General features: G+C 45.7%; 14 protein-coding genes. 2 read left to right on the top strand and 12 right to left on the bottom strand.

Annotated elements, in window-relative coordinates; all coding sequences use genetic code 11:
* Window positions 1-113: 113 nt before the first annotated feature.
* Both malQ and OH456_RS11260 read right to left on the bottom strand, forming a co-directional pair.
* Entirely contained in the window at window positions 114-2291 is a 2178-nt protein-coding gene (malQ, locus tag OH456_RS11255; protein ID WP_006069833.1) for a 4-alpha-glucanotransferase, read from the bottom strand.
* 250 nt (window positions 2292-2541) lie between these two features.
* Window positions 2542-4995 carry a glycogen/starch/alpha-glucan phosphorylase gene (locus OH456_RS11260; protein WP_038227534.1) on the bottom strand — a complete coding sequence of 818 codons (2454 nt, stop codon included), beginning with the start codon at window positions 4993-4995 and terminating at the stop codon, window positions 2542-2544.
* Between the two features lie 545 nt (window positions 4996-5540).
* Between OH456_RS11260 and malT the strand changes: the two genes are divergently transcribed.
* Together malT and OH456_RS11270 are read left to right on the top strand one after the other, a co-directional pair.
* Window positions 5541-8249, top strand: coding sequence for an HTH-type transcriptional regulator MalT (gene malT, locus OH456_RS11265; protein ID WP_038227535.1), 2709 nt, complete (start codon window positions 5541-5543; stop codon window positions 8247-8249).
* 251 nt (window positions 8250-8500) lie between these two features.
* Window positions 8501-8707 carry a hypothetical protein gene (locus tag OH456_RS11270; RefSeq protein ID WP_038227536.1) on the top strand — a complete coding sequence of 69 codons (207 nt, stop codon included), beginning with the start codon at window positions 8501-8503 and terminating at the stop codon, window positions 8705-8707.
* A 72-nt stretch (window positions 8708-8779) separates the two neighbouring features.
* On the opposite strand, the gene OH456_RS11275 is transcribed toward OH456_RS11270, so the two are convergent.
* From OH456_RS11275 to OH456_RS11320, 10 genes are all read right to left on the bottom strand, one after another.
* Window positions 8780-10474, bottom strand: coding sequence for a hypothetical protein (locus OH456_RS11275; protein ID WP_270033475.1), 1695 nt, complete (start codon window positions 10472-10474; stop codon window positions 8780-8782).
* Between the two features lie 220 nt (window positions 10475-10694).
* Window positions 10695-12164, bottom strand: coding sequence for a TolC family protein (locus tag OH456_RS11280; protein WP_270033476.1), 1470 nt, complete (start codon window positions 12162-12164; stop codon window positions 10695-10697).
* On the bottom strand, window positions 12165-13511 hold the full coding sequence (locus tag OH456_RS11285) for an HlyD family type I secretion periplasmic adaptor subunit (RefSeq protein WP_252039287.1): 1347 nt from the start codon (window positions 13509-13511) through the stop codon (window positions 12165-12167). It abuts the gene before it with no gap.
* Window positions 13508-15691, bottom strand: a complete 2184-nt coding sequence (locus OH456_RS11290) for a peptidase domain-containing ABC transporter (protein ID WP_270033477.1) — start codon at window positions 15689-15691, stop codon at window positions 13508-13510. The genes OH456_RS11285 and OH456_RS11290 overlap by 4 nt, the downstream gene beginning before the upstream one ends.
* 22 nt (window positions 15692-15713) lie before the next feature.
* Window positions 15714-16001: a hypothetical protein gene (locus OH456_RS11295; protein ID WP_031493268.1), complete on the bottom strand. Its 288-nt coding sequence runs from the start codon at window positions 15999-16001 to the stop codon at window positions 15714-15716.
* A 61-nt stretch (window positions 16002-16062) separates the two neighbouring features.
* On the bottom strand, window positions 16063-22062 hold the full coding sequence (locus tag OH456_RS11300; RefSeq protein ID WP_270033478.1) for a hypothetical protein: 6000 nt from the start codon (window positions 22060-22062) through the stop codon (window positions 16063-16065).
* A gap of 69 nt (window positions 22063-22131) precedes the next feature.
* The gene (locus OH456_RS11305; protein WP_171393399.1) at window positions 22132-22596 is read right to left on the bottom strand and encodes a toxin-activating lysine-acyltransferase; all 465 of its coding nucleotides are present in this window, start codon (window positions 22594-22596) and stop codon (window positions 22132-22134) included.
* 248 nt (window positions 22597-22844) lie between these two features.
* Window positions 22845-23729 carry a cache domain-containing protein gene (locus tag OH456_RS11310; protein ID WP_438827599.1) on the bottom strand — a complete coding sequence of 295 codons (885 nt, stop codon included), beginning with the start codon at window positions 23727-23729 and terminating at the stop codon, window positions 22845-22847.
* 29 nt (window positions 23730-23758) lie between these two features.
* Window positions 23759-25099: a TRAP transporter large permease gene (locus tag OH456_RS11315; RefSeq protein WP_006069828.1), complete on the bottom strand. Its 1341-nt coding sequence runs from the start codon at window positions 25097-25099 to the stop codon at window positions 23759-23761.
* A 21-nt stretch (window positions 25100-25120) separates the two neighbouring features.
* Window positions 25121-25663, bottom strand: a complete 543-nt coding sequence (locus OH456_RS11320) for a TRAP transporter small permease (protein ID WP_006069827.1) — start codon at window positions 25661-25663, stop codon at window positions 25121-25123.
* Between the last annotated feature and the right edge of the window lie 97 nt (window positions 25664-25760).

Consider the following 25760-nt stretch of genomic DNA (forward strand, 5'->3'; position numbering starts at 1 on the left):
CTTTACAATATAAATCCCAATAGTGACAAGCGATAAAAAGAAAAGCACGACTCCCAGAGATGACAGAACAAATCTCTGAAGAAGCCGTGCTTGATTAGCGATTTTGAGGCGGATTATTTGCTTGCGTTAGCGCGCACTTCCGTTAGACGTTTCGCGATACGATTCACCCCTTCTTGAGTAAAGATTTCCTCAAGGTTCATCGACAGTTTGCGACGCCAGTTCGGATACTCATTCACCGTTCCAGGGATGTTAACTGGCTTATCCATTTCTAACCAATCTTCAAGCTGGACACTCAATAGCGTTGATGCGCCCGCAGCAACATGCAACTGAAGTGCTTCACTTAAATAAGCGTCCATCGGCACTAGGCTAGCATCACGACCAACACCTTCTGGTAGATAACCGTGCCATGCTACGCTATCAAGAATGCCTTGTTTACATTCCAGGCGGTCATCAAACAAGCCTTCAAGTTGCTCTTTATCAGGGTAAAGACCAATCTCGCTACCCATTTTTAGGTCGTCACAATGCCAGAAACCACGTAATGTCGGCATGTCGTGCGTACATAGTGCTGACATTGACTGATCGGCGTAGTGCGCTGGTGAGATGAAACCACCATCTTCTGCTGTTTCGAAGAAGAACACCTTGTACGAGTGGACGCCTGCTTCACGAAGGATTTCAACGATTTCATCTGGCACCGTACCCAAGTCTTCACCAATCACACTACATTGATGACGATGTGATTCAAGCGCTAAGATGGCTAGCATGTCTTCCACTGGATAGTAGATATAAGCACCTTTAGTGGCATTTTCACCTTTTGGAATCCACCATAGACGCAACAGGCCTAGTACGTGGTCAATACGCAGTGAACCGCAATGTTTCATATTAGCGCGCAGTAACTTGATGTAGGCATCATAGGACGTCGCTTGCAGTACTTGTGGGTTCAGTGGAGGTAGACCCCAGTTTTGACCTAACGGACCTAGAATATCAGGTGGAGCACCAATGCTTGCATCCATCACAAGGTTGCCATTGTCTGCCCAAGTTTCAGAGCCAGAATCTGCAACGCCAACCGCCAAGTCACGATATAGACCTACAGCCATGCCTTTTTCTTCGGCAAGTGCTTGTGCTTCGTTGATTTGAACATCAGCGATCCACTGTAAGTACATGTAAAGCTGAACTTTATCGCGGTTATCAGCGATAAATTTCTGAGTAGCGCTATTTTCAAAACGGCGATATTTCTCAGGGAAAACAGGCCACCCCCAAACACTTGAATCTTCTGCGTGCAATTCGGCATGAATTGCGTCAAATGCCGCCTGATGCAGAAGGCTTTCGCCACCCTCTTCCACAAAATCTAAGAACAATCTTGCGCGCTCAGACTGCTTATCCAAATGACGAGATTTAAACTCTTCAAAAAGAAGAGGTAACACGCTCATTTTCAGATCCGCAACTTCAGTGTAATTAACCCAGTGGGAATCACGCGCCTTCTGAAGGCGAGCTTGGAAGTCAGAGCTGCCGACCATTTGCTGAGCATCAGCGCTCAAAGCGAATTCAGCGACAGAGCTCACATCGATATAGAGTATGTTCAACCAACGACGAGAAGAAGGACTGTAAGGGCTTGCTCCTTCTGGGTTGGCTGGGAATAGTGAATGAATTGGGTTTAAACCAACAAAGTCACCACCACGCGCAGCAATGTCTGCCACCAACTGTTTTAGATCACCGAAGTCACCAATACCCCAGTTGTGCTGAGTGCGTAACGTATAAAGCTGGACACTCGGACCCCATAGTTTCTTACCATGGTCAATGGCACTCTGTTTGAAACAGGCACGTGGCGTACGAATCAGTGTCATTTCATAAGGAGCTTTGCGACGCTTACGCTCTAGGTAAAGCTTATGGTAACCCCATGGTAGGTCACTAGGTAACGAAAATACTAAAGGGCCACCCTCAGCACGCTCATCACGAACGATTTGAGATTGAAGATAGCCTTCAAGTACTTCTCCCTGCTCGGTCTCTAAACGCCAGCTGAAATCGCTTTCGCGAGCGCTAACACCTAAATGAAGTTCGACTTCAACCGCATCCTCGTCTTTAACAACAAGAACTGGTTCAATCACTTCTTTTTTATGCTTTTTCTCAGCAGATTTAAGCAAAGTTTCATCATTTGTGGTGTCATAGCCTAAAGACGCTAGCAGACGAAGAATTGTTTCGTCTTCTACTTTCGCTGGACTGCCCCACGCACTTACGTAGCTGTCGGCTATTTTTGCCATTTCAGCAACTTGTTTTAATGCTGTTTGTTCTGTCATCGCTCTCTCCGAAGGACTTCTTTAACCTTCAAAACGGTAGGGTTAGTGTAATTTTTGATTCGAGCTTATTATGCCGCTCGACAGTCTATTTACGTCATTCCTGCTCATCGCGCATTTACGCAGGCAGAAATCTACTCAAAGTATTCATTATCGCTGTTAGAAGATCCCTGCCCGCGCAGGGATGACGCTAAAACAGAGATGAAGCAATTAAAGCGACCAAGGCACTCTCTGAGCACCTTGGTCATCGTGATTAACGAGAAACTGCTTCTAGTTTCCAAATGTTATTCACGTAGTCTCTGATGCTTCGGTCAGAGCTGAACTTACCAACTAGAGCAGTGTTCAGAATCGCTTTCTTAGCCCAGCCCGCTTGGTCACGGTATTGCGCGTCCATCGCTTCGTGTGCTTCAACATAAGAAGCAAAATCAGCAAGACATAGGTAAGGGTCACCGCCATCTAGTAGGCTATCGTAGGTAGCACGCAGTAGACCTGGTTGACCTGGAGTAAACTCATCACCTAGAAGTAGGTCTAGAGATGCTTTTAGTAGAGGATCCGCGTTGTAGTAGTCGTAAGGGTTATAGCCCGCCGCCTTCACTTCTTTAACACCGTCAACATCTAGGCCGAAGATGTAGATATTTTCGTCGCCTACTTCTTCACGAATCTCAACGTTCGCACCATCCATCGTACCGATAGTTAGAGCACCATTTAGAGCCATCTTCATGTTACCTGTACCCGATGCCTCTTTACCTGCCATAGAGATTTGTTGAGACACATCTGCTGCTGGGATGATGATCTCAGCCATGCTTACTCGGTAATCAGGGATGAATACCACTTTCAGCTTACCGCCAATACGTGGGTCATTATTCACTTTCTCAGCAATCTTGTTGATTGCAAAGATGATTTCTTTCGCTAGGTGGTAACCTGGCGCTGCTTTCGCTGCGAAGAACACAACGCGTGGAACCATGTCGAAAGAAGGATCTTTCAGTAGGCGGTGGTAAAGCGCGAGTACGTGTAGAAGGTCAAGGTGCTGACGCTTGTACTCGTGTAAACGTTTAATTTGAACATCAAAGATAGCGTTAGTATCTAGCTCGATACCCATGTTCTCAGAAACCCAATCCGCAAGGCGCTGTTTGTTTTGCTTCTTAACAGCCATATATTCCTTCTGGAATTTAGCGTCATCAGCAAACTTAGCGATGCCTTCAAGCTGTTCCAGTTTCGCAGGCCACTCGTCGCCGATCTTGTCAGTAATCAGAGCAGATAGACCAGGGTTACAGAACTTCAACCAACGACGAGGCGTAATACCGTTAGTCACGTTATGCAGACGCGTTGGGTACATTGCATCGAACTCTGGGAATAGGTCTTTCTTAACCAATTGAGAGTGAAGTGCAGCTACACCGTTAACCGCGTATGAACCAATAACACATAGGTTCGCCATACGAACCATACGATGGAAGCCTTCTTGGATGATAGACAGTTTCGCTTGCTTCTCACCATCACCAGGCCACATTGCACGTACTTCTTGCAGGAAGCGGTGGTTGATTTCAAAGATGATTTCCATGTGACGCGGAAGTAGACGCTGGATTAAGGACTCAGGCCATGTCTCTAGTGCTTCTGGAAGTAGTGTGTGGTTAGTGTATGCGAATGTCTTAGAAGAAATCGCCCACGCGTCATCCCAACTCATGCCTTTTTCATCAAGAAGGATGCGCATTAGTTCAGGAATTGCGATCGTTGGGTGCGTATCATTTAGCTGAATAGTTTCTTGCTTAGGTAGAGATGCTAGCGTGTAACCCGCTGCTTCATGACGACGCAGGATATCGCGCACTGACGCTGCTGAGTGGAAGTACTGCTGCATTAGACGCAGAGTCTTACCTTTTTCATGGTTGTCGTTCGGGTATAGAACCTTAGTGATGTTACCCGCGTCAATTAGCGCGTGCTGTGCTTCGAAGTAATCACCATTGTTGAAGCTTGCCAATGAGAATGGTGCAATGGCTTGGCATTCCCAAAGACGTAATGGGTACACTGTTTCTGACTCGTAACCTACGATAGGTAGATCCCAAGGCATCGCTTTTACTGTCATGCCAGGAACCCATTTACGAACTTCTTTACCGTTCTCGTTGACAACTTCAACGTGACCGTAAAAGCCAATTTCTTGCGCAAGTTCTGGACGCGCCACTTCCCATGGATAACCTTCTACACCGCGCCATGCGTCTGGTGCTTCTTGTTGACGGCCATCTTTGAATGACTGCTTAAATAGGCCGTATTCATAGTGCAAACCGTAGCCTACCGTTGGGTATTCTTGAGCGGCGCATGAATCCATGAAACATGCCGCTAGACGACCAAGACCACCGTTACCAAGTGATGGGTCGCGCTCTTCTTCAAGAAGGTCGGTAAGATTATGACCTAGTTCAGCCATTGCTTCAGTGATTTGCTCATACAAGCCCATGCTGATCAGGTTGTTACCTGTCAAACGACCAATCAAGAACTCAAGAGATAGGTAGTTAACACTTTTTGCTTTTTTGATGCGCTCGTCCGCTTCAGTGGCAAGAAGGTCAAACGTAGTTAATTCCGCTAACGCTCGACCCATCGCTAGATACCATTGGCGCTCAGAAGCAGCCTCGACAGTCGTTGCATAGGTAGCAGACAGGTGCTTTTTAACACTTTCTTGGAAAGAAGCTTTATCAAATTGTTTTTGCTGAGTAGGTTTCATTAAGAAATCTCACTTTAAGTTTTTATCCATCTGTCCCATATCGTGCATGGTGACGTTTCCATAAACATCCTCCTAGTTCCGACTCCATGGAGGATGAGTGAGGAGGGCGTAGAGGGCGTACTCCCCTCCACTTAGTGATCGATCTCCCATTCCGGTTAACCATTCTGTTTTTTCTGGTGATAACGATCACGCCAAGCTCACATTTCACTCTAAGCGTTAATTAAGAAACATTTGCTATCCCTTATCGGACTAAATACAAATTCTGCTGTTCAGATCACAATTAGCCTCGAAAAAAGCCGCAAATCACAGGTTTTTTTTGTATACATGACAGGCCATTCACACTCCACACTAAGCAGTAAAAGTGACATCAATCACATTTATAAGGCGTAGTAGCTGTGAAAAAAGCTTAAAAATCAAAATATAGCCCTCGATCAATAAATGTAGAGCTCACTCTCTCATACCATCGAACGTGCAATAAAAAGCTTTGGTGACTCGCTCCCTACTCCCCGACGGAGTAGAACATAATAAATTGGTAGGAAATATCTATGTGGATTCCTTCAAAACTAACTCGACCTGGACGCTTACATAACGCGATTGTGCGTCCACGAGTATTGGACCTGCTAGCACAGGCTCCATTTTATAAGCTTGTACTTTTTCGCTCGCCCGCCGGTTACGGCAAAACAACGATGGCAGCTCAATGGCTATCAGATAAACCAAACGTTGGCTGGTACAGCATCGATGAAAGTGACAACGACCCGTTCCGCTTCGTCAACTACCTATTGCAGGCCATCAACAAAGCCACGAATAACACGTGTCCAAATGCACAAACCTTGGCAGAGCGTCGTCAATTCTCTTCACTCCACTCCCTGTTTAGTGAAGTGTTTGCAGAACTGACGAGCTATCATAACGAGTGCTATATCGTCCTTGATGACTACCACTTAATCACTGACGAAGAGATTCACGAAGCGATGCGCTTTTTCCTTAAGCACATGCCAGATAATGTTACTCTCGTGGTTACCAGTCGAGGCAACCCTCCTTTAGGCACAGCAAACCTCCGTGTGCGCGACTTAATGATTGAGATTGGCAACGAGCTACTCGCTTTTGATACCGAAGAGACCACGCGTTTCTTTAGCCAACGACTCGCTAGCGATATCGATAATGAGACCGCCGATTCATTGCGTACTTACGTTGAAGGCTGGCCATCTGCATTACAGTTATTTGCACTACAAGCACAGCACCAAAAACGTACTCTTGCCCAATCGGTCGAGACTATTTCTCAATTCAACCATGCACACCTTTGGGACTATTTGGTTGAGGAAGTGTTTGACCTGTTAGACAAAGATACCCGCAAGTTCTTGATGCAGTGTTCAGTACTCGATCACTTCAATGATAGTCTGGTTATCGCCCTAACCAAGCGCGACGATGCGCTAAGCATGATTGAATCTCTTAACCGATTCGGCCTATTTATCTATCCGCTTGAGGGAGAAAATAACTGGTTTAGATTCCACAATCTGTTTGCCGAGTTCTTATCCCATGAGCGCAAAGCACGTATTCCTCAGCAGGAACACGAGCTTCATTTGGCAGCAGCCGAAGCTTGGCTAGAGCAAAAAGTGCCGCACCAAGCACTGCGTCATGCTCAACTGGCCAATAACAGTGAGTTGGTTGCAAAAATCTTAAGCGAGTTTGGCTGGAAAATGTTCAACCAAGGTGAGCTTGCGACTCTGGAAGGAGCCATTGCGGTCCTGACCCAAGACCAATTATATAGCCAGCCAAAGCTGTGTATGTTGCAGGCGTGGTTGGCGCAAAGTCAGCACCGCTACAACGATGTTGGCGAGCTGATTGCTAAAGCCGACAAAGAAATGGAAACGCGCAACGTTGAGCGCTCGAAGAAGCAAGAAGGTGAATTCCACGCGCTGCTAGCTCAAGTTGCCATTAACCAAAACTCACCAGAAAAAGCGCTTGAGCTTGCCGAGCAAGCATTGAGTGAACTCGACCATTCTGTTTATCGCAGCCGTATCGTGGCAACCTCGGTGGTGGGTGAAGTGAATCACGTCATCGGTCAGCTTAGCCGTGCTTTGTCGATGATGCAGCAGACTGAAAAGCTCGCGCGTCAGTACCATGTCTATCACCAAGCACTTTGGGCCCAGCTTCAGCAGAGTGAAATTCTGATTGCACAAGGCTACGTACAAGCCGCGTTCGAAATTCAGGATAGCGCACTGAAACTCATCGAAGAACAGCAGCTACATCAAGTCCCATTGCATGAGTTCTTGCTGCGTGTTCGTGCGCAAGTATTATGGTGCTGGAACCGATTGGATGAAGCTGAAGAGTGTGCTTATAAAGGACTTGATGTACTTGGCAACCATTCACCGAGCAAGCACCTTCATAGCTACTCGATGATTGCACGCATCGCAATTGGTCGCGGGGAGCTCGATAAAGCCGCTAAGTTCATTGAGCAGATCCAACATCTGATGAAACAGTCAACTTACCATGTTGATTGGACCGCAAACGCCTCATTATCGCTGCTCCTCTACTGGCAAGCACGCGGTGACGTGGACTCCATCGAACAATGGCTAGAAACTGCGATTCGACCAGACAACGCTTGTAACCACTTCGAGCAGCTTCAGTGGCGAAACATCGCTCGTGCCCAAATCAACCTAGGCCAGTTCGAGCAAGCTCAGCAAACTCTAAACTATCTCAATGACAAGGCAGAAGCCCACCAGTTAGTGACCGATCGCAACCGCAACTTGATTGTGGAAGCGGTACTCAATGTGCAAAACCAGGATGAAGAGACCGCCAAAGCTCTGCTAAAAGAAGCGTTAGTCTTAACGAACCAAACTGGCATGATTGGTAATTTCTTAGTCGACGGTGCAACCATCGGCCATCTGCTTGAGAAACTGGTCTCTAAGTCTGAATTAGGGGATTTGGAGCGTCATCGCGCACAACTATTGATGAAAGACATCAATACCACGCAGCGTAGCCGTTCCGTCCACTTTAACGAAGAGTTTGTGGAAAAGTTAATCAACCACCCGAATATCCCTGAGTTAGTACGCACTAGCCCTCTAACACAAAGAGAATGGCAGGTTCTTGGTTTGATATATTCCGGGTTCAGTAACGAGCAGATTGCTCAAGAGCTGGACGTCGCAGGTACAACAATTAAAACACATATCCGTAATTTGTATCAGAAGCTCAATATCGCAAATCGTAAGGAAGCAATCAGCACCGCTGAGAATCTCTTGCAGTTGATGGGATATTAGTAAGCCAGCCAACAAACAAAGCCCGAGCGTACAGTTCATACACTCGGGCTTTTTCATGAAGTCCTTACTGATACAGTTTAATCTACACCGTATCAACACACTCAAATTAAGCCAATATTTAATTTAATGGAATATTTTGTTTCATTTTTTATAATTTAATAGTATGTTATTTATACAACTTCCCATGCGAGATCCAATACTTGTAACGTCAGATCTCACGCCCAGAACCACAAACGTAGAGGAGAGCATGTATGGATTTACAATCAAACCATTACCAGCAAGAACATTGCTTAATTAACACTTCTACTTCTGAGGTGATTCGGGGCAGTGTCTTTGAATTAGCACAACAGCTAGGCTGTCGCGTGGAAACCATTCAGGCTTTGGTCCTTAACGCAAAATCGAATAACAAGTATTGGGGACAGAATGGGTTTTCAGGGTACGAACCTTACGTACCCTGAGTCTGGTAAATTGTGGAAGTGATTACCAAGTAGTGGTTGATGTTTAAGAAAAGCTGGAGTGTGTGCCTGAGCCTAATTGAATCGTTTGGACAAACAAACAATACCTCGACTCTCTCCTAATTGATCTCCCATAGGAACCTCTACTGCGTCCATGGCGTTATCACCGAAAGTCAATTGCCAAACTCGATACCCATGAGGCTCGTCTCGAGATAAGAATACTTTTTTGGGAAGTTCTGCAATTAGCTGATGAGCCCCTAGGAAGTCCCATAGCTTTTGATACTCAGCCTTCTTTGCGAGAATTCCACCATAACTCTTACATGTATTTCGAATGTCCCAGGCATTGGCTTTATAATTCAAAAGTTCATCGGCCAGAACCTTATAGTTTGTATCTCCAATTCGGTATGTCTTAGAAGGTATAAGATCATCTTTGTGTATAAGAATAGTCCCCATATAATCATCTTCCTTACCTTTCGCTCTAACATACAAAGGAGCCTCCGGTAGTTTGGAGAACTTGAGCACTACTGAGTTAGTTCCTTTGGAATACGAAGATTGAAAACTTACTTCAGACGCAGATAAAAAGTCCACATCAATTGTGTCATCCTCATCTTCACCTACTGGTCGAGAAAAGGTTAGCATCACTTCGTTCTTTGCTAGTGTCTTTTTCTCTATAAGAACGGAAGGTAACTTCATTTCGGTTACGTTCTTTCTATCATGATCTGTAACATGAGTTTCCATATAAGACTCGCCTTTCCCATACTTATCTCCCGTAATGGCACTCCATGCCCATGAAGCTTGGGCACCATAGGTCATTCCAGACTCATGACTGAAACCATAAGCATGAGCTACTTCATGCCATATGACATTGTAAGCTTCATTCGTATAAGGCCGATTAGAATCAACCGTTGGGTCCACTACCTCCCACCAAGCTGATGCCCATCCCCCCCTATTTGACAAGGCTTTGGTTATATCAGGTGATGTCCCTCCGCCCATACCGTGGGCAGCATAGTGGGCGGTCATCACACGCATTGATAGGCGATGGCCTTTAGAGCCATACTTTAAAAATGCCATTTCTGAATAGCTAAGTTTTTTGTCTGTCCATGACTTACAATCATATTTCTGGCATTCCTCTGGAGTGGCGAAATATTTGTTCAAGTTGTCTAAAAAGCTCTTACGATTAAATGAATTATGCATATTCGTTAGCATGGTTTCATAAACTTGTCTTTGCTCTTTCGTTGGCGTGGCATAACATGCCTGGCCAGGACTCTTTAAAGAACAATCTTCACCGCTCATGGTTACTTCAGGTGTAAACAGTCGCATTTGGTTCACAACCTTGATATGTTCTAATGTCGTCGTTCCGGAGGTCAGTCTCGCTTGGCTATACGCTGGAATTTCTTGGTCCAAAACAATTGTGACAAGACGCTGGTCGTCGCCTATCCGCGCTATAAAACGATTTACCGGCTGCGGAGTGCTATTCGTCAATAGAGCATCTACGCCTTTTTGCTCTATTTTCATCTCGGAGAATGCGAACGTATCAGGTGTAGCAATTGGTGTGATATCTCGTGGAGTTATATCCACTCGCGGAAGTTGAGCAGGGCTAACTTCATATTGAGTGCTGAAACTCTTTTCATTTATCGCTCGCCCCGTATGAGAATTAGAGTGTTGACTACCTTGATTGTTATGAGCATCAAAGTACCCATCATCGCTATAATTACAACCAACCAAACTAACCGCACTGCCTAACATTGTTATTAATAGTTTATTTTTCATACACATCCCTCATATAGGAACGCGATTGTCATTCGGCATACATTGAAAATAAAGATAATATATGGAATGTGATTATTTAACTTACTGATAAATATTTATCTCAGATTCGAATGATTTAAAATTATCTCGGCTCTATTCAATAATAAAAAGGGCCGTGACTCAATTAGCCACAAATTCAAAAAAACATTTCGCCTCTAAGTTACATCCTATTGTTTGGTGTTTAAGTAAGAGGTGGAGTGTGTTGTGTGAGCATTGCAGAAACTCGAACTGGCAGGTCATCGAGCCATGCCTCGACGGTTTGTTTGAACTGTTCATTGCTTGCCACATTGGATGTGGTGGGAAATAGGTCGACACCAACTTGCTCCAACATTTTGAGAGTCGAGCTTTGATATTGACTATGTGCTTGTGCCTTTTTCACTCTTGCGATGATCAGCTGTACCTTGGCTTTGTACACTTCTAGTTCATCCATTAACTCGTAACTCAAACGATCTGAACGAAGCTGCACTATTTCCTCTAACGTTTTTTCGCGTTGAGATTGAATCTGCAATCGCAGCCTATCTGATTGGTAATCAATATTCGCCGCACGAACTTGCCCGATGATCGCTACCGCATTGGCTAGCGAGGTTAATTTCTCTAATGCTTGTTTCTGCTCCAACTCGTCCAGTTTTGCAGGCAATGTCAGCAACTCGATCACCTTAATCGCTAAATTTAAATCTACCTGAAACCACTCATTATTACGCAAGTTAGGATCAGAGTCGTAGTAACTGGAATAACCCACTGAGAAATTTGGCAGTGCCTCAAGCCAAGCTCTTTTGATCTCAAGACCGGCGTTGCGAACTTGATACATCGACTCCATTAAGTCAGAACGATGATAGAGCGCGAATCGTTCAAGCTCCGGAAGGGCAATATCCTCAATGTTCAGCCCCAACGTGTTGACACCTTTGTGCTCAAGAGGAATATCTAGGCTTGGCGCACTTATCAGTACCATGAGGTCTTGCTTGGCGCTCAGAAATTCCTGCTCTACATCTTGCAGTTGTACCCTGAGGCTTAATATTTGCTCTTGATATTGCAATAGGACTAAGGGGTCAACCAGCTCTGTCTGCTCCAGCGCTTTTGCTTGGTCTAACATCTCACCTAATGTCTGCAGCGTTTGGCGAGAGATCGACACTTCTTGTTCCATGGCAGAAACTACTAGGTAGGCACTTAGTACTTCTCTAACAATGCGGCTCATCACCCTTCTTTGTTGCTGCTGTTCCATTAACAGGTCATTGCCAGCTTGCTGCGCGCGTAAATATGCTTGACCAAGATCTAACGAGGACCAAGAAATAGTAGTGGATGACGAATTTTTGTCTCGGGCAGGAGGAAGTACGTCTACTGCGCCACCATCGTTGTTGCGCACATAGCGATTGGAGTTCGAATCTAGCTTGGGTAAAAAGCCAAACATGGCGTTATTTAACGCTGATTGACCGATTAAATTCTTGTATCTCGCTTGCTCAATCTCCAGATTATTTTTCAGCGCTAAAATCACCGCATCCGACAGTGTGAGAGGCTTGTTAATTTCTATCTGCGTGTTTTGAATCCAGTTAAGTTGCTGCAGTACTCGCAACTCTATTTGTTCATCAGATACTTTGTCTGGTGTTACTGAGCACCCGGCAAGCAACACCACCATTACCACCAATAATCTATTCATTTATGGCTCCCTAAAGCTCTCATCGAGCGCTCTCGCAATCGGGAACAAAATGTACGAGATCAATGCTCTTTTGTCGGTTTGGATATTAGCCTCAAGCGACAAACCAGGCTGTAATCGAAATTCCTCCGGTTTATTTCGAATACCATCAACACTAGTGATATCAATCCAACCTCGATACGCTAACCCTTCTTTCCCATAGACATCGTCAGTTAACACATCCTCACTTACTTGGCGCAGCTTGCCTTGCATGGTGCCGTATTTGGTAAAAGGTAACGAATCCAACTTAATGGTCACCTCATCCCCCAATGTAACTTGGTTAATATCGGCTGGATTCAAATCAACCACGATTTCCATTCGCGTGTTAATAGGCACAATCTCATATAGGAATTCGTTTGTTGCCACATAGGTTCCCGAAGTCTTATCTGCGACTTTAAGGATAATACCGTCAATGGGGGCATGGATTTTTGAAAGTCTCTGCTGACTTTGCGCCGACACTAATTGCTGCTTCAACGCAATGTACTCTCGCGTAGCACTAACCAGTTGATCGGAAACGTCCACTTTGTGCTGACTGATGTAGCGCTTGAGATCACTAAGCGTCGTTTTTGCTTCAGTAGTCAGAGAGGTAATGCCACTGAGAAGTGACGTCTTTTTTCTTTGCAGTTCAAGGAGTTGTTTTTGAGAATCTAGAAATGCCTCTCGCTTTGGTCCCGTGCGTCTGTACTTGTCCTTTTCCTGCTCATATAAACGTCGCCTCTCTTTAACCAGCGACGTTTGCAAACTGATTTGTTCGATGACCACCGATTGCTCTTGGTGCAAGCTTTGGATTCGTTCATCCAGCGACAGCAAGGTCTCTTTTTTGGCCGCAATAGTGGCACCGTATGCCCCTTTTCTCGCGTCAAACAGAGTCATTTCTAATTTCTGCGCTGAGCGAGGCGGGTTTTCTATTAAGTAAGGCGTCTCGGCAAGCTCTGCCTCCAAGCGACGAATGCGTTCTTTAAGGCGCGTCATTTGATATCGAGTAACGTGAATATCCGAATCGATCGCTCGACCATCGATAACAGCAATAAGATCACCTTTTGCTACTTGGTCGCCAACTTGAATGACAAACTGCTCTAAAACGCCCTCGGCTTGACTTTGAATGACTATATTTTGTGCCATAGGTTTAACGTGGCCACGAGCAACAACAAAGGTGTTTACCTTAGATACACTGGCCCAAATAATCAGTAGAAATAAAGCACCTAGAATCACCCAAACAGAAAGCGAAACCAGCCGATTAGGGTAAGAATGACGAATTTGTTGCCATAAGGGAGCATGGTTTAACAGCTCATCCTTGTGCTTAATATTCATGAGGCCACGATCTCCTCAGGTTGTTCGAAGCTAGGTTGTGCAGACTTATGCTCAATGGACGCATGCTGTTTATGCCACAACTGCTGATACAAATCGCATCGTGCTAACAGCTCCTGATGAGGTGCAAAATCTACTAGCTCACCATCTTTGAGAACAAGGATTTTGTCCATGTAAACCATGGAAGATAAACGATGAGAAATGTTAATTAGCGTTCGCCCACGAGCAAGCGCATGAAGGTTGTTAAGTATGTGCTGCTCACTGTCGGCATCAAGTGCACTCGTAGCTTCATCCATTAACAATATTGGAGGGCTATTTAGTAACGCACGCGCAAAGTTGAGTCGCTGCCGCTGACCTCCCGACAAATTGCTGCCATTTTCTTCCAACACCGTGTCGTAACCCATAGGGAGTTTATCGATAAAACTATCGGCGCCAGTGAGTCTGGCAACATCGATGATCTCTTCCAACGATTTGCTCGGGTTGGCTTTAGCGATATTGTCTTTTATCGTCCCTCGAAACAGGAAGCTGTCTTGCAATACAATGCCGATTTGGGAGCGAAGATACCCTGGTTCATATTCGCGTAGTTCATTATTATCAATACGAATCGAGCCTTGATTCGGTCGATAAAATCCGAGTAGCAAGCGAGTTAATGTGCTCTTTCCTGAACCACTAGGGCCTACAATGCCTATTTTCTGGCCTTGATGAATATGTACGCTGAGCTGATTAATCGCGGCAGGTAAATCAGGTGCATACTGAAATCCCAACTGACTGATGGCGATTTCCCCCTTGATTGGCGACGTCACTCCTCCTTCTCTCACCCGCTCTGGAGGACTATTAAGCACTCGACCTAGCATATCAACACTAATGGATATCTGTTGAAACTTGCTAGTTAGTCCAATGAGTTGCACCAAAGGCCCTGCAATACGGCTCGCCATGATATTAAAGGCAACTAAAGTACCAATCGTCAGCTCCCCTGCTAATACCAACTGAGCACCAAGCCAAATAATCACCAATGACATCACTTTCTGCAAAAAGCCACTGATCTCATTGATGTAACCACTCCAACGGCCAACGGTGTGCTGACGAGACACTACATCAGCTGTGACATCCAGCCACTCTTGTTGCTGACGTTTTTCTATCGCCATACTTTTTATGGTTTCCATGCCTTTCACATTTTCAACCACTATGGATTGTCGCTCTGCTTCCGAGAGATAAAGCGCCTCTAGCTGGCGTCGATAAGGCCGAAGAATTGCGAATAATGCCATCATAATGACGCAGCAAAACCCAGCCACAATCCAAGTGAGCGTAGGGCTGAAAAACCACATCACAGGAAGCAACACCACCACTGACGTGAGTTCAATCAGGGTAAACAATAGGTTGCCAGTGATAAACTCACGAATGCCACTGGCTTCTTGAACTTGCTTGGCGAGCTTGCCGGATGCCACCTTGTGGAAAAAAGCCAGCGGTAGCCGAAACAACCTACGGCAAGTCAAGTGTGCTATTTCGATATCCAATCGTGCCACTGAGTGTAAAACGATCAGATTGCGGATGAATGCCAATACACCACTGATTGCAAGAGCGGCAATAGCAGCGATGAAAAGCACGTGTAAAGTGGCGTAGCCGGAATAGCCAATAACCTTGTCGAAAACAATCATGGAAAATAACGGCACGACAAAGGCGATGATATGCAGAAAAAGAGACACTGCTCCTATAGTGTAAAGTAAGCTTGGCTGCTTAAGTGCTTCGTGGAACAACCAGCCAAAACCAAAGGGTTGTTCGATGCCAACATCCACACCGAGAGGTCTAACAAAAATCACATCTCCTTTCCAACAGCGACGAAAGGTAGCTTCATCAACCGACAACAATTCTGTTGATTCTGCCTTAGGGTCTTGAATCAGAACTTCTAGTTTGCCTTCAGACGTAGACTGAACGCCAGCAGCGATAACAAAGTCACCGTGCTTCAATTTAAGAATAACTGGGAACGCAGCGCCCAACTTAGATAGTTGTCGCCAACGCAGTTTTTCGCATTTGGCATTAAGCCCAGTTTGATTAATCAGCAGCGTTAAATCGAGCGAACTCATGTCATCTTCCTTGATTTCATGATCCCGCTTTAAAGTATCGACAGAGTGATAAACCTGATAATACCTAGCGATAAGAACGTACGCCTCCAATGCTGTGTTCATATCTATTCCTACTATTTTTCAATTAGCTAAAACTTGGCGCTAATGTGGTTTTCTCTTGGTCGCTGCTTGTACCTTCGGCCGGCTTCTCAGTAATCAAACCTCTACTTTTCAATTCTTCGAGTAGCTGAGTGTGGGTTTGCCAGCTTCGTAAAAACGCATCGGGAGACATCACCAATCGCAAGTTATGCTCCTTTGGAGGCTCTTTACCGCTAGTCTCTGGATCCACCGCAAAGGTGTAAAAATCCATGCGAATATTGCCCGCGATGATTGCGACGTTTTCAATACCATCAATGTAATGTTGATCTGCCATGATTTTGCTTTCCTTATTTAGAAAAAAAAGGCCTGACTCAATCACTGAGTCAGGCTCCCGATTACGCAAGACTTACTGCGCTATCAATTTTGGATTTAGAATCGTGCATGTCGCCAAGTATTGTTTCCACAACGCTCGACAGCTCGTTGTTTACATCTCCAAAGTCAACCTTATTTGCCTCTCCGTCTTGTAACCAAGCTACCGTTGCTTCAGCTCCTGCCTCTAACGCTGCAACTGAATCAAAAGCAGCAAAGCCACGCAGCTGTTCAGATGCCGACGCATCCATACTATCCCAGTGCTGTTTTAGCTGTGCGAAGGTTAGGCTGGACAATCCTTCGACTTCAAATACGTCGTTATCGCCCCAGTTGTTTAAGCCAATTTCGCCAAGCGACTCATTGCCAAAAACAATATCGAGCTGAGAGTAATCTTCAGAAAGAACGAGGTTATCCAAGGTAAAATTCAGGTCATTCTGAGTGTTGTTGCTGTTGATAAATAACGAGTCAACTTCAGACACAATATCCGACTCATAAATATCAAAACGGCCGCTTCCCAATGTAAACCGATAGCTGTCATTGCCTTCGCCACCAGTTACTTGAGCACTACCGAATCCAGACACGAACACGTCATTTCCTGAGTTCCCTAAAGATACAGACTGATCATCAAAGCTGAACAGAGAAGCGATACTATCGTGCTTATCACCACCAAAAGTACTAACAACGTTACCCATAAAGTCGGTAATACCACCTAACACATTATTGATGATTGTTGCGCCGCTTGAGGTTAGTAAGTCGAAGGTCTCCCAACCTAGGTTGAGGAAGACATCATTACCTTCACCACCAGAGCTAACACCAGCTAAACCGATATTAAATACGGTGTCATTGCCATCTCCCATGGACACCACATTGGCCAGTCCCATGTTAATCGCAAAGTCATCACCTAAACCTGCGGTCACCGTGTTAGCACCACCAATAGTAGCAATCACATCATTACCACTACCGCCGCTGACAACCGACTTACTGCCCATGGCAACTATGAGGTCATCACCATTACCACCTACAACATGGTTGAACAGGCCACCAACAAATATACCGTCATTGCCTCCACCACCATCGACTAGATTACGCACGCCTGCGGCAAACAACACATCACTTGCAGATCCAAACTCATCGACATAGTCACCATATACTTTGTTATCAATACCCATCACGAAAGCAACGTCACTACCTTTATGTAAGGAGACCGTATTTTCCACGCCTATGGACACCACATAGTCATTTTCAAACGTCGTACTGACATTATTTTTACGACCCACAACAACGGCGGTTGTTACGGCGAAACCACCTTTCACGGTATTTTCATTGCCTAGAGCAAAAATGACGTTCTTCGAGGTCACCCCCGGAAGGCCGGGTGCAGTATCGCCTTTAATGGTGTTTTTGTTACCTATCGCTGCCATCAAGTTCTCACCAGTGCCACCAGCTAGGTTGTTCTCATTACCAATCGCCAGCATCACGTCATTATCGAAGCCACCTGCTAAGGTATTTTCAGCACCAATCGCGAGCGCCACATTGGAGCCGTAGTCGTCACGCCAGATATTCTTCGCGCCAACCATCAGCGCAATATCGTTACCACGTCCGGTGTAGACTACGTTCTCGCGTCCGACACCAATGGCTACATCGTCACCACGACCGCCCATCATGCGGTTGGTATCTCCTAACGCCAACATCAAGTCACCCCAGTCACCTTCTTGATTTTGTTGCAACAGATAGTAGTCATGGTTAAACGATGGCAACCTCTGTGACCAATCAATACCAATCACATTGGGAATGGAGAACGCAGGGATATTCACCGTCTGAGATGGTATCGTCAACGAGTCCATTTCCACATAATCGCCCAGGCTAAAATCTGGCACGCCAAACTCTGGTATCTCAAAATCTGGGATTTGGAAACCGTAAAATTCGCGACCACTCAATGCCGTTCCAAACAAGCTAAAGCCCGACAAATCAAAACCATTCAAATTGAACTCTGGCACTTTAATTTCAGGCAGCAATAAGGTAGGCAGTTGAACCGTAGTAAATTCTGGAGTAGGTGCGGAATCGCCAGAACTGTCCACCGTAGAGTCCGAGGATTCACCGAGGGTAATATCATCCTTATGACGAAGCTCAAAGTCGTCCGGCGTGTTCCAAGTCCCCACAGAGGTGTCATTAATTAGATGATTATTGGTTCCCGCTTCTGCTGGAGTGTCTTCATCTCCGTACAAAAAGTAATTGTCTGAAGCCGCTTTAGTTGCGGTGTCGATATTGCCCAAATCTGCCGACTGGTGTGTGTAGGTATTGAGGAAAACACCGTTGTCGTTGATTCTCGGTTTAAACTCCGCTTGAGAGTTGAGAATGTTGCGACTCTGACCGCCTCCCGACTCATAGCCAGCAATATCACCAATCAACGAATCCATACCGCTGAATATCCCTGAATTCACATCCAACTCATAAGTGAGTTCAAGATCAAACCTATCCACTTCAACACCAAAGCCACTTAATGAAGGCATACATAGCGATGGAAGCGTGATGCTTGGAATCTCAATTTCAGGAGTACTTAATGTAGGCAGATGAATTTCCGGTAATCCATAGTTGCCAAGAGAACCATATTTGTATGATGGTGCAGACTTCACCTCGGGAATAGGTGGAATCTCAAAATCATATTGAGGAATAGTGAAGGAAGGGGTTTTCCAATCAGGCACACTCGGATCAGAGAAGTCTAGTTCAGGGAACAGGACATTGAAGTTAGCGGTCGCTTGCAGTTCTGCTTCAAAACTTGCAGAACCTAAGCTGCCTTCAACGGGATCACCACTGCGCTCACCTTTCTCATCCTTATCTTGGAACATATTGCCAGTGCCCTTTTTGAGCTCGGTAATCTCTTCCGTAGAAAAAGTAATCTCATTGTCCGCGGCGATCATATTGCGCTTACCGACAGCGAGAATGATATCGGCCCCACCACCTGCGGCGATCCAATTCTCTTTGCCGAATGCGGCAACAACATCGTTACCACTGCCAGACATAACGACGTTATTTTGACCAATAGTCAATACGACATCGTCTCCACCTTCGGTAAGCATAATGTTATGTTGCCCTGCAGCAGCAACAATGTCATTACCCCACCCTGTGAGTGCCACATTGTAGCGGCCACCCATAATAGCAACATCGTCACCACCACCTGAGTGGACAAAGTTGGTGTAACCAAACGCGTAGATGGTGTCGTTACCTGATGCTGTAGAAATAATGTTCTTGGAACCGAGCGCCGCAACAGAGTCATCATCGCTACCAGTCAAAACGATATTGTCCATTCCGGCCACTATCACGCTGTTTTCACCGTCACCGGCTAGCATCACGTTTAGTTGACCTAACGCAATGAGCGTATCGTCACCATCGCCAGACCAGAATAAGTTTTTAGCTCCCACGCCCAGCAAGAAGTTGTCACCATTGCCAGCGAGCATAGCATTGAGATTACCTAACCCGGCGAAGGTATCGTTACCACTCGCGCCTTGGAAGAAGTTATTCGCGCCCACTGCGATAGCAATATTGTCGCCGCCCCCCATCACCATGATGTTATTGGCGCCGCCAACCATTACATCATCGTTACCACCAGCACCAAGGAACACATTATTGGTGCCTATGGCCGTCATAGTGTTATTGCCATCACCTGCAATAAATATGTTGGCATCACCCATAGAGCAAAGGGTATCATCGCCAGAACCACCCCAGATGATGTTATACATTCCCAAGGTCGTAATATCGTTGGTGCCATCACCAGCAATAATCAGGTTAGCGTAACCAAAGGCGACAATGAGGTCGTTACCTGAGCCCGTTTGCACTAAGTTGCCGCCACCATATGCTTTGACAACATTATTCCCTTCTCCAGCCAAAACAATGTTGCCAGCACTGGTAACGTTAGCGAGATTTTTTAGATGGTCGACACCAGTGTCTTTGCCAAAGTCATCACCATCTTCGGTCACGATCGATAGTAATCCACCTGCTCGAATTTTGTCGTCGCCATCACCAGACAAAATAAAGTTACCAAAGCTATAAGCTCGGATTTCATTACCTGCGACTTCACCATGCGCAACTTGCCCGACTGAAGAAGCCCCCGAACCACCGCCATTGCCGGTACCAATAATATTAAAGCCGCCCTCTGCACGGATAATATTCTTACCGTCACCAGCAAAGACGATATTTAGACCGCCCGCTGCGTGAATGGTGTTTCTGCCATTACCCGTAAAGACAAAGTTTCCACCACCAAAGGCATCAATGTTGTTTTGGCCATGCCCTGACAGCACAACATTCATACCACCAGCGGTATAAATTGAGTTGTCTCCGTGAGCCACTTGAACCACATTAAGGCCACCACGAGCATCAATGGTATTGTTGCCCCAACCTGCAGAGACCACGTTAACGCCGCCATAAGCTTTGATAGCGTCATTACCGTTACCTGAATCTATCGACTGACCACCTATAGACAGCGATTCAATGACATCATTGCCACTACCACTACTGATCTCCGCTCCAGCTGCGCTGACAAAAATCGAATTGTCACCATTCTTTGCGTCGATTTTTACGCCGACCGCTTTCACTTCAATGCGGTCGTCACCATCACCGACAAACACATTGCCACCAGCTGCATGTAAGACAACATGGTTGTTACCGTGACCAAGATCGAGCAACCCTACACCCGCACCAACGTACGCGTAATCGTTGCCGTTTCCTGCGGTAATACGAGCACCTGCCGCTCTCACATCAATATGGTTATTGCCCCCTTTCGCATCAATATTGACGCCAACAGCTCGAACGTTAATACGATCGTTACCATCACCGACACGCACTTCCCCGCCTACCGCATGAAAATCAACGGTATTATTGCCATGTCCTAAGTTGAGCAGGCCTACTGCAGCGCCAACATAGGCATAATCGTTACCGTTACCTGCGGTAATATTTGCGCCTGCGGCTCTAACGTCGAGGTGGTTATTACCCTCTTCAACATTCATGCTGACACCGACGGCACGAACATTAATACGGTCATTGCCATTACCAACACGTACCGTGCCCCCAACAGCTCGATAATCAACCGTATTGTTACCGTGCCCTAGGTCCACTAACCCAACACCTGCCCCGACATAGGCATAATCATTACCATTTCCGGCGGTGATATTGGCTCCTGCTGCGCGAATATATAAATCGTTATTGCCACTTCCGGCATTGACCGTGGCACCCACAGCATTGATATTAATTATGTCATCGCCGCCTTCAGTGCGGATCTTGGCGTAAATGCCTCTCGCATCTATTTCATCGTGCCCATTACCAGTCCAAATGTCAGCGTGAGCCCCTCCAGCATAGACATAGTTGTTACCATTCCAGCCAGTATGAGCCTTGACCGATGCGCCTTTTGATACAATCCAATCATCGCCATCACCACTATGGATATAGGAGGAAACAGCGCTGCTTGTGATGGTATCGTGACCACTGCCTGTTTTAACGTTAACCCCAGCACCCTCAGCAATGATGTTATTGTTGCCACCCCAACTTTCCACTTTGCATGAGAACAGACCAAAGGCGTACACCGTATCGTTACCATAGCCAGTCGTGACACTGGTGTTGGCAGACTTCACATTAATATCGCGGTCATACCAGTAACCCTTTTCAACTAAGGTAGCCTTCGAACCAACGTAGTTAACCGTAACATCCTTCTCACCTGTACCTAGCTCAATATACACATTGCTACCAGACGTCACTTTATAGGTATCATTGCCCGAACTAGCATAGATGTTTACGTTGACAGCACCGACATTAACGTAGTCATCTCCCGCGCCATCCCAGATGTAGATTTGATTAAGGGCCTTGTTGTAGTTACCAATGACATCGTTGCCATCTCCCCCGTAAATCCACGACTCCCATGTTGTGTGTCCAGCATTCAAATCGTCGTTACCACCTCCGCCAGAGATGATGCTTTTGTGTGTGGCGTGACCCGCATGGAGCCTATCCGCGCCGTTGCCACCTCGGTAATTTCGAGTACCCATATTTCTCCCTTACTTTTAAGTTGCCTTACATTGATGTCGCCACTCGATGAAACATCTCATCGAGTGCCATCAATTCAAATATCCTTCTTGTTCATCCGTTAAATGACCTTTGCGGTGCAAGAACACGCGATCCGCTCGCTTTTCATCACCTATTCGGCGACACCATGCTTTGGTTTTATGTCGAAATTGAGCACTGAGCGAACGGCGAATAGATGTGCAGTTACCAAATGGAGCAATGAAGTCCATGAACCATAAATAGTTACCTCGGTTCCATTCTTCTTCAGGTAGCCACTCATCCTGTTCCATCAGTTTTTGATGCCAGACTTCAGTCACTTGAGCCCAAGTCACTAGACCAATTGGACCCTTGCTATCGTAGTAAATGCGGCATTGTCCCAGTCGAATCGCGTTAAGGAAGCGACTCTCCAAGACGTGAAGGGGGTATTCTCTGTGTAAGGGAGATTGCAGTAACAACCACGTCACTTCTCCTATGAGTTGCATTTCCTTTTCATTCGAAACAGTTCGTTCCTGTGACATGAAGCGACCTCTAGCTGGCTATATTTTGAGCATATCTATATTGTTAGTAACTTCATGGAATTCAATCAATAAAAAATGCAGTAATTGTTATAATTTGTTTTAAATACCATGACACAGATCTACATAATCAATGTATATGAAACAAATTGTTCCACTATTGTGCTTTATATGAATATAAAAAAGGAATTTAAAGGGTTCGCTACCAACCAATACAACACGGCTGATAGCGATGAAGAAGGGGGATGGGATTAAGATGAAGCAGTTTTAACGTAATAGCCCACAGCGACAAGTTTATTGTCGATCACACGGTAGTATGTGTGTTTGGTTTCAACTTTGTTCGACTGAGGGTTCAACCATTTATAGGTATAAACGCCGCGTCCATTTTCCTTAGCTAGAGTCAGTAATTCGGTGAGAATAGGTTTGTTATCTGGGCTTAGGATCTCATCATGTGAGCGGCCCACTAATTCAGGAGACGCACCATGAGCAAGAAACTTACCCGAATTCATATCCATTACAAATACGTATAAATCCCCTTCCACGAAACTACCGTCGGTGTCGTTAAACTCATCGATACTTTTCTGTTCAGATTCCACCATGGCTTTCATTGCCCTAGCCAGTAATCGTTTCGCCTCAGCTGCACTGGAACGCTCGGGGTAATAGCCCACAGCAACGATTACATCACCTACACGTTCAAAGAACGTAGTTTTGGGCTCCCCCATACGGTCGGTAGGGTTAGCCCAGTTGTACTTCACTTCACCGTAACCATCATGTACCGCTTTCGTGATCATCTCTCGGAAAAACGGCTTACCGTAAACATCTTGAGTATCGAGCACACTGTCACCAACCAACACCATAGACGAGCCTCCACTGGCGAGAAATTCGCCATCAATACCTAAGGCAAAGACATAGAGCTCTCCATCAATGTATTCGGGGTCACTCATGAAATCTTTAACACTCTCATCCCCTTCGGTTTGTACATGTATCACCGCTTTCGCCAACAAGGTTTTGGCACGCTTTTCTGCGTCACTGGCGACATGAGGCTCGGTAATATCCAAGACATTGACGGCAGGGCTGCTTTCAGCTCTTACAACAAAACTCGTTACCATGCCGGACAAGGCACAGCCTAACACCATCAGTTTCAATACGTTCATGGATATCTCTCCTAATAGCCGACTAATGACGGAAGCCATAGCGTAATTTGTGGGAAGAAGGCAATAACAAACACGCCAATTACCGAAGCCAGCACAAATGGGTGGATCTTCGCGGTAATCTGTTCCACCGTGGCTCCCCCTATCCCTGAGGCGACAAAAATATTCTCCCCGAGAGGTGGCGTCGCAAACCCTATCGATAACGTACATACCACAACAATACCTACGTGAGTTGGATCAGCGCCAAGCATGTACATAATAGGTAGCAGAACAGGCACGATAATCATGATTGCCGCTAACGTTTCCATAAACATGCCGATAAACAGCAATAAAATGATAGTTAATGCCCAAACGAGATACATATTGTCGGTAAAGCCAAGCAATGACTCGGCGACCACTACTGGAATCTTTTGCTCAATCAGTAAGCGACCAAACACGGTTGCCGCGAATAAGATCAATAGGACGCGCCCAGTAATCCATGTTGTCGTCGACAGGGACTTAAGGATATTTTTGAATGACAGTTCGCGGTGAATAAATAAACCAACAAATAGCGAGTAGAAAATAGCAACCACCGCAGACTCTGTTGGAGTAAACATACCGCTATAGATACCACCGAGAATCAAAAATGGCGCTAATATTGACCAAAGTCCCCGACGCAATGAGTGTCGAATCTCACCAAAAGACCAGTTTTCAGTCAGCCCTTGATAGCCTTGTTTTTTGGCAATCATGTAATTGGTGAACACCAAGGTTGATGCCATGATCAAACCAGGAATAACACCCGCGACAAACAGTTTAGGAATCGACAGCGAGGCAAACTGGCCGTGCTGAGCAATAGCCTCAGGCGGCGCCATCAAACCCATTGCAGAGATACCGAAGATGACCAACGGAATCGACGGTGGAATAATGATCCCAAGTCCGCCGGAGGCCGCGGTAACCGCGGAAGCATAACTTTTTTCATAATCACGCTTCACCATAGCCGGTACCATTAACATACCTACTGCTGCAGTGGTTGCGGGTCCAGAGCCAGAGATGGCACCAAAGAATAGACACGCCATAACGGTTGCCGCTCCGAGGCCGCCGGTTACAGGCCCCGCTAAGCTTTCGGCAATGTCTACCAAGCGTTTGGAGATACCGGCAGCTTCCATCAAAGCACCAGCCAGTACAAACGATGGCAATGCCATCAACGGGAAGTTACCCACTGAGGTAAACGCAATTTGCACAAGTGCAATCGGGTTTTTATCCAATATCAAATACGCGGCCATGGAGGCACCTGCGAGCGATACGGTAATTGGCGCGCCAAGGATTAACAGCGTTAAAAAACCACCAAATAAGATTAGAGTTAAATAGGATTCCATAATTACATCTCTCTGTTACGACTATGGCAGTGACTTTTGAGCGGTCATTTTGCGAAGCTCTTTTACTTCGGGGTCTTCATTTTGAGCCCCTTTGAATAAACGCTCATAATTGTTCCAAATGATTCGAACCATCATTAGGGAAAAGGCTATCGGCAAAATCATGTAGAAGTACTTCATTGGGATGCCAGTCGTTTGTGATTTCCAAAATAGATTCATTTTGTTGAAAACAAAGTCGTAACTGAGGTAAACAAAGTAACCGTTGAACAGCAGCCATAAGAAATCTGCGATGGTTTCACTGATGGTCTGAACAATGGGTGGAAAGAACTTGAAGTGGAAACTTACTCGGTTATGAGCGGACATTTTCGCTGCAACCACCGCACCTAAATAAGCGAACCAAACAAACATGTAGGTGGCGACTTCATCACCCCAAGGAATGGAATAGTCAAACAACTGACGAGATAAAATTTGCGTGAACAGCAGTAAGACAAAGCTCGCTAGTAGTAAACAACAGGTGTACTCCTCAATGTTGTTTAGGTGTTTTCTAATTATTTTAGCGACTGACATATAACCTCCAATGTTGATTTTTACATGACAACCAGTCGCTCAATATGTATGAACAGATAAACGAGTAAAGCCATGCAAAAACCCTATCTATCAGGTC

The sequence above is a fragment of the Vibrio sp. La 4.2.2 genome (assembly GCF_027586995.1).
Taxonomy (GTDB): Bacteria; Pseudomonadota; Gammaproteobacteria; order Enterobacterales; family Vibrionaceae; genus Vibrio; species Vibrio mediterranei.